This is a genomic window from Cupriavidus sp. FW305-46 (assembly GCF_058787075.1).
Window position 1 is genome coordinate 1 of record NZ_JBYSZI010000077.1, and the last position, 12,825, is coordinate 12,825.

At 64.7% G+C, this 12,825-nt stretch carries 19 protein-coding genes and 1 pseudogene; 12 read left to right on the forward strand and 8 right to left on the reverse strand.

The annotated features are described in order from the left end of the window. The 5 genes and pseudogenes from AC3WON_RS27460 to AC3WON_RS27480 form a co-directional block, all read left to right on the forward strand. A pseudogene (locus AC3WON_RS27460) lies at positions 1-279 on the forward strand (baseplate assembly protein); the annotation flags it as partial. After that, the gene (locus tag AC3WON_RS27465; protein ID WP_492353141.1) at positions 279-737 is read left to right on the forward strand and encodes a phage GP46 family protein; all 459 of its coding nucleotides are present in this window, start codon (positions 279-281) and stop codon (positions 735-737) included. The pseudogene AC3WON_RS27460 and the gene AC3WON_RS27465, both read left to right, overlap by 1 nt. Positions 738-762: 25 nt before the next feature. Further along, complete coding sequence (locus AC3WON_RS27470; RefSeq protein WP_492353142.1) at positions 763-1,791, forward strand: baseplate J/gp47 family protein; 1,029 nt, start codon at positions 763-765, stop codon at positions 1,789-1,791. After that, positions 1,782-2,378: a YmfQ family protein gene (locus AC3WON_RS27475; RefSeq protein WP_492353143.1), complete on the forward strand. Its 597-nt coding sequence runs from the start codon at positions 1,782-1,784 to the stop codon at positions 2,376-2,378. The genes AC3WON_RS27470 and AC3WON_RS27475 overlap by 10 nt, the downstream gene beginning before the upstream one ends. Continuing rightward, positions 2,375-3,319: a phage tail protein gene (locus tag AC3WON_RS27480; RefSeq protein WP_492353144.1), complete on the forward strand. Its 945-nt coding sequence runs from the start codon at positions 2,375-2,377 to the stop codon at positions 3,317-3,319. The genes AC3WON_RS27475 and AC3WON_RS27480 overlap by 4 nt, the downstream gene beginning before the upstream one ends. A 176-nt stretch (positions 3,320-3,495) precedes the next feature. On the opposite strand, the gene AC3WON_RS27485 is transcribed toward AC3WON_RS27480, so the two are convergent. Further along, the gene (locus AC3WON_RS27485) at positions 3,496-3,774 is read right to left on the reverse strand and encodes a hypothetical protein (protein ID WP_492353145.1); all 279 of its coding nucleotides are present in this window, start codon (positions 3,772-3,774) and stop codon (positions 3,496-3,498) included. Here AC3WON_RS27485 and AC3WON_RS27490 point away from each other — a divergent pair. The 5 genes from AC3WON_RS27490 to AC3WON_RS27510 all read left to right on the forward strand — a co-directional run bounded on the left by AC3WON_RS27490 (position 3,773) and on the right by AC3WON_RS27510 (position 6,687). Continuing rightward, positions 3,773-4,042: a hypothetical protein gene (locus tag AC3WON_RS27490; protein WP_492353146.1), complete on the forward strand. Its 270-nt coding sequence runs from the start codon at positions 3,773-3,775 to the stop codon at positions 4,040-4,042. The two genes, AC3WON_RS27485 and AC3WON_RS27490, sit on opposite strands and share 2 nt — an antisense overlap. Continuing rightward, positions 4,039-4,470, forward strand: a complete 432-nt coding sequence (locus AC3WON_RS27495) for a lysozyme (protein WP_492353147.1) — start codon at positions 4,039-4,041, stop codon at positions 4,468-4,470. Before AC3WON_RS27490 ends, AC3WON_RS27495 begins: the two co-directional genes overlap by 4 nt. Beyond that, positions 4,467-4,838: a hypothetical protein gene (locus tag AC3WON_RS27500; protein ID WP_492353148.1), complete on the forward strand. Its 372-nt coding sequence runs from the start codon at positions 4,467-4,469 to the stop codon at positions 4,836-4,838. The genes AC3WON_RS27495 and AC3WON_RS27500 overlap by 4 nt, the downstream gene beginning before the upstream one ends. Before the next feature lie 142 nt (positions 4,839-4,980). Further along, positions 4,981-5,175 (forward strand): hypothetical protein, encoded by a 195-nt coding sequence (locus AC3WON_RS27505; protein WP_492353149.1) that lies wholly within the window; start codon positions 4,981-4,983, stop codon positions 5,173-5,175. A gap of 3 nt (positions 5,176-5,178) precedes the next feature. Then, positions 5,179-6,687: a hypothetical protein gene (locus AC3WON_RS27510; RefSeq protein ID WP_492353150.1), complete on the forward strand. Its 1,509-nt coding sequence runs from the start codon at positions 5,179-5,181 to the stop codon at positions 6,685-6,687. Positions 6,688-6,723: 36 nt separating this feature from the next. Here AC3WON_RS27510 and AC3WON_RS27515 read toward each other — a convergent pair whose 3' ends face one another. Genes AC3WON_RS27515 through AC3WON_RS27525 form a run of 3 tightly spaced genes read right to left on the reverse strand, consistent with a single transcriptional unit; the run spans position 6,724 to position 8,050 of the window. Next, a complete protein-coding gene (locus AC3WON_RS27515; RefSeq protein ID WP_492353151.1) occupies positions 6,724-7,104 on the reverse strand; it encodes a hypothetical protein in 381 nt (126 codons plus the stop codon). 4 nt (positions 7,105-7,108) lie between these two features. Then, positions 7,109-7,357 (reverse strand): hypothetical protein, encoded by a 249-nt coding sequence (locus AC3WON_RS27520; protein ID WP_492353152.1) that lies wholly within the window; start codon positions 7,355-7,357, stop codon positions 7,109-7,111. 51 nt (positions 7,358-7,408) lie between these two features. Continuing rightward, positions 7,409-8,050, reverse strand: a complete 642-nt coding sequence (locus AC3WON_RS27525) for an ATP-dependent DNA ligase (protein ID WP_492353153.1) — start codon at positions 8,048-8,050, stop codon at positions 7,409-7,411. 154 nt (positions 8,051-8,204) lie between these two features. Here AC3WON_RS27525 and AC3WON_RS27530 point away from each other — a divergent pair, with 154 nt between their 5' ends. Next, positions 8,205-9,095: a DNA-binding protein gene (locus tag AC3WON_RS27530; protein WP_492353154.1), complete on the forward strand. Its 891-nt coding sequence runs from the start codon at positions 8,205-8,207 to the stop codon at positions 9,093-9,095. A 10-nt stretch (positions 9,096-9,105) separates the two neighbouring features. Continuing rightward, a complete protein-coding gene (locus AC3WON_RS27535; protein WP_492353155.1) occupies positions 9,106-9,393 on the forward strand; it encodes a hypothetical protein in 288 nt (95 codons plus the stop codon). Here AC3WON_RS27535 and AC3WON_RS27540 read toward each other — a convergent pair. The 4 genes from AC3WON_RS27540 to AC3WON_RS27555 all read right to left on the reverse strand — a co-directional run bounded on the left by AC3WON_RS27540 (position 9,374) and on the right by AC3WON_RS27555 (position 12,825). Continuing rightward, on the reverse strand, positions 9,374-9,655 hold the full coding sequence (locus AC3WON_RS27540; RefSeq protein WP_492353156.1) for a hypothetical protein: 282 nt from the start codon (positions 9,653-9,655) through the stop codon (positions 9,374-9,376). The two genes, AC3WON_RS27535 and AC3WON_RS27540, sit on opposite strands and share 20 nt — an antisense overlap. An 82-nt stretch (positions 9,656-9,737) precedes the next feature. Next, positions 9,738-10,565 carry a plasmid replication initiator TrfA gene (gene trfA, locus AC3WON_RS27545; protein ID WP_492353157.1) on the reverse strand — a complete coding sequence of 276 codons (828 nt, stop codon included), beginning with the start codon at positions 10,563-10,565 and terminating at the stop codon, positions 9,738-9,740. Positions 10,566-11,110: 545 nt separating this feature from the next. Continuing rightward, on the reverse strand, positions 11,111-11,998 hold the full coding sequence (locus tag AC3WON_RS27550) for a ParB/RepB/Spo0J family partition protein (protein ID WP_492353158.1): 888 nt from the start codon (positions 11,996-11,998) through the stop codon (positions 11,111-11,113). Beyond that, positions 11,995-12,825 (reverse strand): ParA family protein, encoded by an 831-nt coding sequence (locus AC3WON_RS27555; protein WP_492353159.1) that lies wholly within the window; start codon positions 12,823-12,825, stop codon positions 11,995-11,997. The genes AC3WON_RS27550 and AC3WON_RS27555 overlap by 4 nt, the downstream gene beginning before the upstream one ends.

Sequence of the window (12,825 nt, forward strand, 5' to 3'; positions counted from 1 at the left end):
TCAGCCGGGGAGGTGGCGCTCTATGACGACCAGGGCCAGAAGGTGCATCTCACGCGCACGGGGATCGTGGTCGACGGCGCCGGAAAGGACGTCCACTTTGTGAACACGCCGACGGTCCATATCCCGCAGGATCTGCACGTTGGGCGGGACATCATCGCCGACCGCGATATTTCCGACCAGGGCGGCACGAAGAGCATGAAGGGCATGCGCACCGCATACAACGGCCACAGGCACGGTGAGACCGGCAGCACCACCAACACACCCGACGCGGGCATGTAATGGACATCGAACTCTTCTGGAATACCGACCTCGGCCGGTGCGAGTGGCGTCAGCGGCCGGACGGGCAGCTGGCGGTGGATCACGACCTGAAAACCGCAGTGCTGATTTCCCTGTTCACCTGGCGGCGCGCCGAGGCTGACGACATCCTGCCGGATCCGCGTGGGCCGCGCCGGGGGTGGTGGGGCGACCTGCTGGCAGCCCGGCCCATTGGCTCGCGCCTGTGGCTGCTGTCGCGGGAAAAGCAGACCGCCGAGGTGGTCCGGCGCGCCCGGGAGTATGCCGAGGAGGCACTCGCGTGGCTGCTGGACGATGGCGTCTGCGCCAGCGTGGAGGTCATCACCGAGATCGTGCAAACCGGGATGCTTGGGCTGCGCTGCAGGTTCACCCGGCCGGACGGCACCGCTGTGGCGTACCAGTTTGACTTTGCCTGGCGCAATCTTTCCAACGTAACGAGCTGACATGGCCTATCAAAGACCAGAACTCATGGATCTGCGCGACGCGGCTTACGCCGCGATCGAGGCGATCCCCGGGGCGGATGCCCGTTTGCGCTTTGCGGTGCTCAATGCGCTGGCCGTGATGACGGCCGGCGCCGCCGACGGCCTCTACGGCTACCAGGAGTGGATCAGCAAGCAGATCCTGCCGGACCGGGCGGAAAAGGAGTTCCTCGACCGGCATGCGTCGCTGTGGCTATCCGGGGGCAGAAAGCAGGCGACCGGCGGCGCCGGCCTGGTAACGGTTTCCGGTACCGACGGGACGGTCGTGCCGGCGGGCACGCTGTTCATCCGTTCCGACGGGGTCCAGTACGCCAGCCAGGCGGATGCCACCGTGGCAACAGGGACGGCATCGGTATCGGTGCTGGCCGTCACGACGGGCCTGTCGACCAATGCGGTGATGGGGCAAAGCCTCACGCTGGTCACCCCGGTGCCGGGGCTGCAGAGCACCGCTGCGGTCGGTGTTGCGGGGCTGACAACGGGCACCGACGTCGAGAGTGACGATGACCTGCGTGCGCGCCTGCTGCAGCGTCTGCAGCAGCCGCCAGACGGGGGATCGGCGACCGATTACGTGCAATGGGCGCTTTCGGTGGCTGGCGTGACGCGGGCATGGGTGGCGCCGCTCGAGCTGGGCCCCAACACCGTGGTGGTGCGTTTCGTGCGTGACGACGACGCATCGATCATCCCGGACACCGCGGAAGTGGCTGCGGTGCAGGCGTACATCGACAGCGTGCGCCCAGTGACGGCCGAGGTCACTGTCGTCGCGCCGGTGGCCATGACGGTCAACTTCCAGATCCAGCTGACGCCGAATACGGTGGCGGTGCGGTCGGCCGTCGAGGCCGAGCTGCGGGATCTCATCACGCGCGAAGCCATTCCCGGCGGCGCGATCCTGCTCTCCCACATCAATGAGGCGATCAGCCTGGCTGCCGGCGAAACCGACCATGTACTGACTTCGCCTGCTGCCAATGTGGCGGCGCCTGTCGGTCAGCTGGCCGTCTTCGGGAGCATCACATGGATGTAACCGTCGCCCACTACCGGCAGCAGCTGCTGCGGCTATTGCCTCAGGGTCCGGCCTGGCCGCAAGACGAGGGCGACCTTGCCGTGCGCGTGCTGAACGCGCTTGCGTTGACCTATCTGTCGGCCCACAAGGCCGCTGAGCAACTGCACGAGGAGGCGGATCCGCGTGCCACCTCAGCGCTCCTGGATGACTGGGAGCGCAACTATGGATTGCCGGATCCATGCCTAGCGCCGGCCGTGTCGATTGCGGACCGGCGAGGTCGCCTGGTGCAGAAGGTGGTCTGGAGTGGTGGCCAGTCCCGCGCATTCTTCATCGGCCTGCTGGCGTCCGTTGGCTACCCGGGGGCAACCATCACGGAATATCGGCCCTTCCGGGCTGGCAGCAAGTGCAACGCGCCACTCAATCAAGGCGGCTGGCGCTATGCCTGGCGGGTCAACATCCCCGCGACGGCGGATGTACGCACCATGAAGGCAAATAGCCGTAGCAACGAACCGCTCGCGAGCTGGGGGAATCCCGGCTTGCAGTGCCTGCTGGCGCAGCACAAGCCAGCGCAAACCATCCTCTACATTTCCTACGGAGTCAGCCCATGAGGCGTATCTCGACGGCCACCAAGGTGGTCGACAAGTTCGGTACCGGAAAGCACGGTTTCACAAACGGTAACCCAGTCGGCGGCGTGGCGGCCACCGATCTGGAAGACGTGTGGTTCGATCATGTCCAGGAGGAGATCGCTTCGCCCATCGAGGCGGCTGGTTTGACGCTGGACGTCAACGATCGAGCGCAGCTGCTGGCGGCCATCCAGATTCTGTCCGCGCCGGTGGTGGGGTTGGCCCGTAACGTCAAGATGGCCGTGACGGCCGCGTCGGCATCGGCAACGCTGACGGCGGACCAGGTCGTCGTGGCGGCGGCGCTTGGCGGAAGGCACTACCGGCTGCCGAGCTTCAACAAGACGATCAACCTGGCCACAACCGGCGCGGGCGGTATGGATACCGGCTCGGCTCCGAACAGCGGCTATGTGGCGCTCTACGCCATCTACAACCCGACGACGGGCACGAGTGCGTTGCTGGCAAAGAATGCCACCAGCGCGGTGCAGCCAGAGGTGTACGGCGGGGCAAACATGCCGTCCGGGTACACGGCGTCGGCACTAGTGAGTGTGTGGCCGACGAACGCGAGTGGGCAATTCAAGGTCGGCGCACAGGCTGACCGCCGCATTGCCTTTCCGCGTATTCAGGTGCTCGCCACGAACACCACGCAGGCTTCCCCGACTCTGATGTCGGTGTCTTCGGCAGTGCCGATGAATGCGAAAGCGATGGGCGGCACGATCCAGGTGGGGTCAAGCACAACGGCTGGCGCTAACGGCGCAAGCCTCACTAGCGATTCCGCAGGCGCTGATTATGCGGAGGTCGGCATCACTGGAAACGTCGTGACTGGAAATTGGCGCCTTGGCTTACAGACAGCTCAGGCAATCTACTACGCGCTGCAAGGGACCACTGGTATCGGTCTTTCGGTCTACGCAACAACGTACGAGTTTTGAGATGACGACAATTCATGTGATTTTCAACGACGGCGGCCGCGCGAGCATCATTTCGTATCTTGGCAAGGATCTTGGGGGTGAATGGAGCCCGGGGGCGGCTGAGATGTTTCCGAATTACGGTGTCGTCACAACGGATGATGCTCGGTGGTCCGCATTCTATGACTCGTTGCCCGATTTCATGCGCGATGGACTTCCTCTTCCAACATAGGGACGACCAAGACGATAAAACTGGTGGCCGCATGGTTGGCTGTCGCCAGTAGGAATGAGCCGCCTTCGGGCGGTTTTTTTTGTTGACCGCGTGAAGCGGGATTTTTGCCGGGGAAATCTATGTCGGAACCAATCAGCGGCAGCGCCGCGGCGGGGGCTGCCAGTATGGCGGCATTCAAGGCTGTAGGGGGTACGGCTGGCATCGCGACGGGTGCGAGCGGCTTGGCGGCGGTCGTGGTGATGATCATGATGCGACCGCGCACGCGTGGTGAGTGGGCGGTGGCGCTGGTCAGCACGGTGGTGTCGAGTGTAGCCGGTGGCGCGGCCATGGTGCAGCGCTTCGGTCTCCAGGAATGGACGCGAGACTACATCGGGCTGGTGGCGCTGTTCGGGCTGGTGTTCGCTTGCGGACTCCCAGGCTGGGCCGTCGTGCGCTGGCTGTTTAACTGGATCGAGAAACGCAAGGACTCCAGCCTGGATGACGTGGTGGCTGACGTGAAGAGGGGGTTGCAGTGAAGACATCGAAAACTGGCGCCGACCTCATCAAGTCGTTCGAGTCCTGTCGACTGACTGCCTATCGGGATGCGGTCGGCATCCTGACCATTGGCTACGGACACACAGGCAAGGTGTGGGTCGGCATGACCATCACGCAGGATCAGGCCGAGGCGTTGCTTGCCGCCGATCTGGCTCGCTTTGAGGATGGTGTATCGAAGCTTGTCAAGATTCCGCTCAAGCAGAATGAGTTCGACGCGCTGGTGTCGTTCGCGTTCAACTGCGGCTTGGGTAATTTCGAGTCGTCCACGATGCTGCGCAAGTTGAATGCCGGCGACAAGGCGGGCGGCGCGTCAGAGTTCCCGCGCTGGAACAAGGCGAAAGGGGTGGTGCTACGCGGCCTGACGCGGCGTCGCGAGGCGGAGCGCACTATGTTTCTGGGGGTGGCATGAGGATCCTAGATCTGCGCCTGTGGATGGCGGTGCTGGCCGCTCTCGTCCTGTCGGTCGGGGGTGGTTACCTGAAGGGCAGGGCGGATGGCAAGCTCGTGGAGCGGGCCGCAGCGCAGGCAGCTGAGCAGGTCTGGCGCGACAACGCTGACGCTGCCTACGGCCTGTATCTGGAGGTGCGGGACAGGAAGCAAATCGAGTACCGCACCATCACCAATACCGTTGAGGCCGCCAAGAATGCGACGCCTGATCTTCCTGACTGCCGCACTGACGATGACTGGATGCGGATCTATCGCGAGAACGCCGCCATTGCTAATGGCACAGGAGTGCCCGCCGGTTCTGGGGGCGCCGACCGGACCGACGCTCGCTGACCTGCGCCAGTTCGCGCTTGACCTGCAGCGCCAGGGTGGCGAGTGCAGGGATCGGCATCAGGCGTTGATCGAGGCGGTCACGAAGCGCTGAATGGGGGTATGGCATACTCGCAGTTGAAATAAGAGCGAGGAGCCGCCCCCCGTGTCCGATAACGAATTCCGCCTGATTATCACTGTTGCCGTTGCCATTCTGGTCGCGGCATTCTTCGTCCCCATCCCATATATTGCGCTCGGCGTCTTTGCGTCAGTAGCGCTCGCCGTGGGCATTCTCTGCCTCTGCGCTGGCTTTCACTGGCTCGCCAAGAGAATCAAGGTGCACCGCAACCCGGCCCGGTGACCCGTGCTTCAAGATCGCCCGACCCTCTGGCAGGGCTTGCTCCTGCTCGTTCCGGCCGCTCTCGTCGCGCTGATCCACTGGCGTCTGCGGGGCTATTTCTACTTCGGGGATGAGGGTGAGACGGTCGTAGCCGCCCAGATGATGGCGGCCGGTGACCGCCTCTATTCCCAGATCTTCAACCACCACGGTCCGCTGACCTTCCTGCCACAGTACCTGCTGGAGACGGTCGGTCTGCACGGCATGGTAATGGGGCGCATGGTGATCGCTGGCCTGCAGTGGCTGGCACTGGCCGCGCTCTACTTCAGCCCGCTGCTGCGCGATACCATATCGCGGATCGTCGCCGTCGTTCTGGCCGCTACGGTGATGGTTGTTTACCTGCCCGAGATGCTCGGCTTCACGATGCAGTATCACGTGCTGGGCGGGATGATGCTGATGGTCGTGATGGCGCAATTCGCTATTCCGACCATCGCCGGCATGCCGCTGGCGCGCTGGCAGATTGCTAGCGGCAGCCTCCTAATCGCCAGTCTGCCGTTCCTGGCCATTACCTATGCTCCGCTGGCTGGGCTGCTCTGGCTCGCCACGCTGCGGCGCGAGAACCTGCGCACGATGCTGATCGCGGCAGTGGCTGCGGTGCTGTTCAACCTGGCATTCCTCGCGCTGACCGGTTCGTTCCGGGGCTACTGGGCGACCCACTTCTACATGAACTCGGCCATCCTGCAGTGGTACGCAGGCAACCCGACGCCGATTGACATGGCGCGGACGGCACTCATGTCGATGATCTCGTCGTTCGAAGCATTCGCCTGTGTCATGGTCGGCGTGGTGGGCGCGGTCATGCTGGCCAAGCGCGAAGGCAAAATGCCGTGGCGCACGGTGCTGCTGGCGATGGCGCTGGCGACAACGTTGCTGCGCGGCAATGGGCCGGCCGGGCTCTACGCCATCCCGCTGCTGTACGCCATGATGGCGCTGCCGGCGCTGTTCTTCAGTTCACCGGTTACAGTGCGCCATGCTCCGGTGATCGTCGGTATCGCAATGGTGCTGTGCGTAGCCCGCCTGGGCATCGCAGCGTTTGGTGAAGACCGCCGCTATGAGGCGCGCAAGCTGCCGCTCGATACGCCTTTCGGGGATCTGGCGCAGGCCATTACCCTGCCGACTGATCGGATCATTTCCTACTCGTTCTCGAACCATGAGTATCTGGCCGCTCATCGTCTGCCCGCCTCGGCGCAGTACTTCTATCTGCCGTGGCAGGCGGACTATGAAAAGAAGCCGGTGCTCGGCATCAACCTGAACGCCTGCCGCGACATTCAGCAAAACCGGCCTAAGCTCATCAAGCTGGATCGTTGGAAGGTCTACGGTGTGCATTCCTGGGAGAGCTACGGCGGCTGCGTCGAGGCGATCATCGCGCGAGACTATTTCCCGGTTCCGGGGATCGTAGGTGCCTACGTCCGGAATGACATTCAGTTGCCTGGCAATCTGAACCCTGAGAAAACGCACGAAGCTGCAAAGGGAGGCTGAGGGGGTCGGTGCGGATTCTCGTGCTGGCCGTGCATGCTATTGGCGCGCGCGTGCCCGGCGCTTCGCGATGCGCCCTTGCGCTTCCGCCTTCATTGTCGCCAGCCGGACCTCATGCTCCGGCGTGCGCACCTCTCCTTTCCATCCTCGCGAGCCTGGCGTGCCGCTGCCATAGTCGGCCTCCAGGGCCTCGATGATGCAAGGCTCGGCCATGAGGTGCTGCATCCAGCTTTGGGCCATCACCCCGCCATTCCCATTCAGCAGCTCGGCCATGTAGTGGGCGCGCTGCACCGTCTCGCGCAATCGCGCAATTTCCCAAAGCAGATCCTTCACGTCCGGGTGACGATGCCGCAGCCCGATGTCGCGCAGCTCCTCTGTAGTCAGCGCTGGCAGGTCCAGCGGTACGGTCTTAGCGGCCATGGTCTCAGCGCAAGGTAAAGCGCACCGTCAGGGCATCCAGGGCGACCCACGGCCCCACGGCCAGGCGCAGCAGCTGGCCGTCCGCCCAGTAGGACAGATAATCCGGTCGCCATTTCAGTGCCCGCAAGTGGCGGGCCTCCACGCCGGCGACCACCAGGCCGCCGGCCGCGGCCGCGACCGCATCGCACGGCAGGCGCAGTTCCTCGCGGTCCTCGCCGAAGTAGTGGGCTTCGAGAAAGATGGTGGTGGCCATGGGGGGGTGGTCCGGTCCTATAGCTGTATAAATATACAGTATCCGGTGAGTCTATCCTCCGCGGCGGAAGCGCCCTGGCGGAACCGCCCCCACGCGCTTGATCTTCAGCCAGTCCGGCGAGCGCCCGCCGGTGTAGACGCTGCCGGCGCGCTTGGCCACCACGCCCTCCAGCTGCAGCGCCAGCACCTGTTCGAACAGCCAGGCGCCGTCGTCAACCGACGACACGTACAGGATGCCGCTGGTGGTGTCGGCGAGCAGCTGCTGCAACAGCGCCTTGCGCCGCTCGATCGGTGCGCCGCGCAGATCCCGGCCTTGGTGCGCGAGCAGATCGAAGGCCGCCAGCACGACCAGGTCGGCGCCGGGATACCAGCGCCGGCGCAGGGCGCGCGCGTGCAGCCGGTCAAAGTCGGACCGGCCGATGTCGTCTAGCACGCAGGCCTCGCCGTCCAGGATGGTGCCCGCGGGCAGCCTGGCCAGATCGGCAACCAGCTCGGGAAACCAGCGGCTGGCATCGCCGCCCTGGCGCAGGCGCAGCGCCGGCATGGGGCCAGTGCTGGCCAGCAGCCGGTAGCCATCGAACTTGATCTCGTAGTGCCAGGTGCCGTCGCGCGGCAAGGTCCTGCGCGGCTCGGCCAGCATCGGCGTGCAGTCGGCGAGATCCGGGGCTGGCGGCAGCCGGCGCGGCGTGGCCATGGTGACCTTCGATGTGAGCGGGATGGCGCCAGTCTCGCGCAGGCGCAAGGGGTCGCGCCATTGGTCAGCGTCCTACGGAGGCCTTGCCTTTTGCCACTCAATAACATAACATTCATAACATAACGAAACGTAACATAACAAATGGAGTGCCGTTATGGTTAGGGAAGCGACGATCACGCAGGAGCAGGTCAACGCCGCCGCGGACGCCCTGCGCGCCGCCGGCGCCAAGCCCACGGTGCGCGCGGTCCGCGAGCGGCTGGGCAATACGGGCTCCAACGCCACCGTCATGCGCCTGCTGGCGGTGTGGCAGGGCGGGCAGGTGCGCCCGGCGGAGACGCCGATCACGCTACCGGCGGCGCTGCAGCGCGCCCTGGTGGACTACGTTGGTCAGGCCGTGTCCGAGGGCAAAGCGGAACTCGCCGCCGAGCTGGCCGAGTTGCAGCAGGTCAATGCCGATCTCGCCAGCGAGAGCGAGCGCCAGGCGGTCGCCATCGAGGCGCTGGAGGGGGAACGCGATACGGTGCAGTCCGAGCGCGATGCGCTGGCCGGCCGTTACGCGCAGCAGGAGACCGACCTGGCACTCGCGCGCGGCGAGGCTGAGCAGGAGCGCGTGGCAGCGGAGGCGGCACGCATCGACCTGGCCAAGGCGCAACTGCGCCTGGAGGCGATGCCGCGGCTGGAGGCGGATCTGGCCGCGGTGCGGGCCGAGCTGGAAAAGGAGCGCGCCGGGCGCGTGGCAGCCGAGCAGGCGGCTGCGGTGGCCGAGGCCCGGCGCGAGGCGGCAGACACGGCGCGCGTGCACGTCGAGGGCGAGCTGGCAACGGCGCGTCAGCTGCTCGAGAAGGCGGAGGTCAAGATCGAGCGCGGCGAGGCCTACGGGCGTGACCTGTCGGATCGGATGCACGCCCTGCAGGCGGCCACCTATGAGGCCAACGCGAAGGCGCAGGACGCGCTGGCGGCCCTGCAGGCCGAGCGGGCCGCGCGCACGCCGGACGGGGAAGCCGCGCCGGCGGAAAAGCCCGCCCCGTCCACCAAGAAGCGCTGAGGGGCGCGCGATGAAAATCCACGGTCGATGGGGCGCCTTCACGCCGCGCCCCGAGCAGCGGGCCGCGTACGCCAAGCGCGCCGAGCGCGAGGCCAAACAGCGCCGGGAGGCGATCGCGCAGCAGCGCGCCTGGTTAGAGAAGCACCAGACCTGTGCCAACGGCTGTGGCCAGCCGGTGGCGTTCTACGACCAGATCAACTACACCTTGCGCCACGGCGGCTGTTGTTCGGCGGAGTGTGAGGCGGCGCTGGAGGCCGCGCCGGCCGCAGAAAAGCCCGTCAGCGGAAAGAAGCGTTAGCCTGGGCGGGCACCTGGAACAGGCTGTTGTATTGGCGGGTCGGCTCTTCGGTGCAGCCGAGGCCGACCAGAAACTGGTCGGCGCGAATCGCCTCGGCAACGCCGTCGGCAACGATGATGCGGTACACCTCTCCGGCCTCGTTCTTGATGGCCAGGTACTTGTCGACCATGGGGAATGGGTTCTCCTCCTGCTCGGCAAGGAATTGCTCGATCAGGGGATCAACGGCGGCTCGGGCGACGCCGGGTTTCAATTTGCTGCGCATGGGGACTCCGTGCCTTTATGCGTTTTTAACATAACCTTTATTATACGAAGCGACGGGCGGATGGCCTGTAGGATGCAGAGCGCTACTCGGCCACAAGCCGGCGCGGTGCGCGTTTGACCTGCACCAAGTCATTGGCGTCGATCTTTCCGTCGCGGAGAAAGCCTACCGTCACGAGCTCGGCTAGCGCGCTGTTCATGTCCGAGCGGAAGTGAAACAGCTTCTTCGTGGTCGAGCCGCACAGCTTGTGGATGGTAGCCACTTTGAACGGCAGCGGGTCGCGGTGCGAGTGATAGAAGGAATGCAGCCATTTCGCCAGCCGCCCCAGTTTGAGGCGCTGTTCCCACTCGATGCGGGAGTACTCGTCGCCACCGAACAGCGACACGATCTCTCGCTCCAGGTACACCACGCAACGGCGCTTGCCATCGGTGAGGCCATCCGCTGGCGTCAGGAACTTGCGAATCAGGGAGCCATGGTAGGCCACGGGCAGCGCGTCGTGGCGAATCCGGACCATGGTCGGGGTCATCCGTTTGAGGCTCTTGTACAGGCGATCGTAGTAGGCGTGGCTCACGTCCCAGCCGAGCTGCTTGAGCATCGTGTATCCGGTGAACTCGATGCGTGTGCCGGCCGGTGAGTGGCGTGCCAGGTGCAGCAGCTGCAGGAACACGTCTTCGTCGTCCTGGCGCAGCTCTTCGCCGGTGTACTGGATGTCCAGGCCTTCCATGCTGGCGATCGGCTCATCCTTGAACATGCGCCGCTGCGGCCTGGCGTGCGTCACGTTGAACAGCGCGCAACGCGCCAGGGAGTTGGGGAAGGCGCGGACATTCTGGCCCCAGTTCGGGAACAGGGCCAGTTGCTCTTGCTTGGCGAGTGCGCGCTCCTGCGCGTTCTTGGTGAGCTCGATCAGATCCATGGCGGTCAGTGTAGGGTCTCGATACTGAGGTGGAAAGCGGCAACTATCGGATTTCAGCCGATGGTCTGCCGCCCTCCCCTATCGGTTTTTGGCCGATGGTTTTGCTGTTTCTGTCTATCAATCATGGTCGTGCCGGTGGCTGGTTAGCTGCATGCTGCGGTGGGCAAGTGTGGGCAAGGTGTGGGCGGGCGTAGCCCGTCCATGGCTTGTCCTCACGGTGTCGCGAAGCGACATGTCCACGGCGGGAAAGCCCGCTATCGGATTTCCACCGATGGTTCTCGCCTAGGGTTAAAGAGGGTTAAAGAAGGTTAGTGCCCTGTGGAAAACCGCCTGAAACCCTTATGTGGCGCGGCTTTCGGAGTTATCCACCATCGGCTAAAGACCGATAGTGCATCGGCTGAAATCCGATAGTTCATCGGCTGGAATCCGATACCTCATCGGCTGAAATCCGATAGTCCTCTACCATCGTGCATCGGCCAAAGTCCGATACTTGTCCACAACCCTGCCCTGCCCCTCCGGAGAAAGTGTCCCAAGTGGGACACTCTTCAGGCGCCCTCCTCCAGCAGCTCGCGCAGGAATACCTGCAGCCTTTCGGCCTTCTCCTGCGGCAGCGCCTGGTGCGAAACTTTGATGACCAGGTCGGTGGGCGTGCGTGCGATGGTGCCAATGCGGGCCTTGCCCTGTTTCAGGATGATGGGCTTGGCGGCCTCCGGCTTGCTCGCCAGCCTCGCTGCGGGCTGCTGCAGAAAGGCTGCCGCCCTCCCCTGCTCCAGCTTGCCGGCCTCGATCAGGTCCAGCGCTTCGTCCAGGCGCTCTGCTGCGGCCGACGACTCCTTCAGTGCCTGGGCGATGTCGCTGGCCGCCCTCCTCCCGAGCAGATGCGGGGCCTTGCGCAGGCGCTCGATCGCGGCAGGCGGCAGCTCGCGGAATGCCAGGTAGCGATACAGCTCGGAGCGTGCGAGGTTCAGTGCCTTGGCCAAGTGGCTGCGCTTCGGAAACTTCTCCTCGAGCTGGCGGATGCCTTCCGCAACCTCGAAGTCCGTCAGGCCTTCGCGGTCTATGTTCTCGGACAGTGCCATGGCCGCGGCCTGGCCATCGTCCGCGTCGACCACGATGGCCTCGATGGTCGGCTTGTTCAGCAAGCGATGTGCGCGCAAGCGTCGCTCGCCGGCGATCAGCTCATAGTCGTTGCCGTGCGCCCGCACGGTGATGGGCTGTGTCAGGCCGATTTGGGCAATGGATTCAGCCAAGTCACGGATGCCCTCCTCGGCGAACGCGATCCGCGGTTGGAAGCGGTTGGGGATGATCCGGTCGAGTGGGATCTTGGTGTGCTGGCGGCCTACGTCGAACGCCTCTTCGTAGTCGGCTTCGCGGTGCTGCTGGATGTTGGCGGCGGCCTGCTGCGCGAGCAGTGCCTTGATGCTCTTGCTCACGCTGCGCCCTCCTCTTCCAGAACCTCATCCGTCAGCTTCAGCTTGAGCGACTTGGCCAGTGCGGCCGCGAGTTGGCGAAACTGGCGCGCGGGCTTCGAGCTGCGGTCAATGCCGTGCGCGCTGGTCTTCATGACCACGGCCTGGCGCACTGCTGTGCCCTGCGAGATCTTCTCCGGCAGCAGCTTGCCGAACGTGTTCTCGGCCTGGCCGGCCAGTAGCTTGCAGATGGTCTGGCGGTCGTCGTACTTGATGAGCAGCGCGCCGAGCATTTCCAGATTCGGATTGATGCGGCGGATCTGCGCCACCTTCTTCAGCAGGTCCTCGGCGCCATAGAGGCCATATTGATCGCCCGCCTCGACCGGCACGATGACGTGCGTGGCGGCCGCCAGCGCGTTGCTGGCCAGCAGCTTCAGGCTCGGCGGGCAGTCGATCAGGATCACATCGAATACGGAATCGGCCGGCAGCAGCTTGCTGCGCAGCTCTTCGTTCGGCCGCGGCGATAGGTCCTTCAGCTCGTCCTCGGCTTTGCCCAGGGCAAGGCTGCCGGAGATCAGGCAGACGCCCTCGATGGTGGTCTCCTCCTGGACGGCTGCGGCCAGCAGCGAGTGATCGCCGGTCAGCAGCTCGGCGGCCGACACGTCGACCTGGGCAGGGTGGATCTTGCCGATGTGAAGCGTGGCATTGGCCTGAGGGTCGAGATCCACGACCAGGACGCGATTGCCCTGACGGGCGAACTCGCTGGCCAGGTTGATGGTGGAGGTGGTCTTACCGCATCCGCCCTTGTGGTTGACGATGGCGATGACTTTGGCGCTCTTGAATTCGCTCAT

Bases quoted from the DNA above. Each gene is read 5' to 3' on its own strand.
- AC3WON_RS27485 (WP_492353145.1), bottom strand. From the start codon at position 3,774: ATGATCATCACCACGACCGCCGCCAAGCCGCTCGCACCCGTCGCGATG.
- trfA (WP_492353157.1), bottom strand. From the start codon at position 10,565: ATGGATCTGATCGAGCTCACCAAGAACGCGCAGGAGCGCGCACTCGCC.
- AC3WON_RS27490 (WP_492353146.1), top strand. From the start codon at position 3,773: ATGATGCGACCGCGCACGCGTGGTGAGTGGGCGGTGGCGCTGGTCAGC.
- AC3WON_RS27470 (WP_492353142.1), top strand. From the start codon at position 763: ATGGATCTGCGCGACGCGGCTTACGCCGCGATCGAGGCGATCCCCGGG.
- AC3WON_RS27540 (WP_492353156.1), bottom strand. From the start codon at position 9,655: ATGCGCAGCAAATTGAAACCCGGCGTCGCCCGAGCCGCCGTTGATCCC.
- AC3WON_RS27475 (WP_492353143.1), top strand. From the start codon at position 1,782: ATGGATGTAACCGTCGCCCACTACCGGCAGCAGCTGCTGCGGCTATTG.
- AC3WON_RS27500 (WP_492353148.1), top strand. From the start codon at position 4,467: ATGAGGATCCTAGATCTGCGCCTGTGGATGGCGGTGCTGGCCGCTCTC.
- AC3WON_RS27530 (WP_492353154.1), top strand. From the start codon at position 8,205: ATGGTTAGGGAAGCGACGATCACGCAGGAGCAGGTCAACGCCGCCGCG.
- AC3WON_RS27465 (WP_492353141.1), top strand. From the start codon at position 279: ATGGACATCGAACTCTTCTGGAATACCGACCTCGGCCGGTGCGAGTGG.
- AC3WON_RS27520 (WP_492353152.1), bottom strand. From the start codon at position 7,357: ATGGCCACCACCATCTTTCTCGAAGCCCACTACTTCGGCGAGGACCGC.
- AC3WON_RS27525 (WP_492353153.1), bottom strand. From the start codon at position 8,050: ATGGCCACGCCGCGCCGGCTGCCGCCAGCCCCGGATCTCGCCGACTGC.
- AC3WON_RS27480 (WP_492353144.1), top strand. From the start codon at position 2,375: ATGAGGCGTATCTCGACGGCCACCAAGGTGGTCGACAAGTTCGGTACC.
- AC3WON_RS27555 (WP_492353159.1), bottom strand. From the start codon at position 12,825: ATGAGCGAATTCAAGAGCGCCAAAGTCATCGCCATCGTCAACCACAAG.
- AC3WON_RS27515 (WP_492353151.1), bottom strand. From the start codon at position 7,104: ATGGCCGCTAAGACCGTACCGCTGGACCTGCCAGCGCTGACTACAGAG.
- AC3WON_RS27535 (WP_492353155.1), top strand. From the start codon at position 9,106: ATGAAAATCCACGGTCGATGGGGCGCCTTCACGCCGCGCCCCGAGCAG.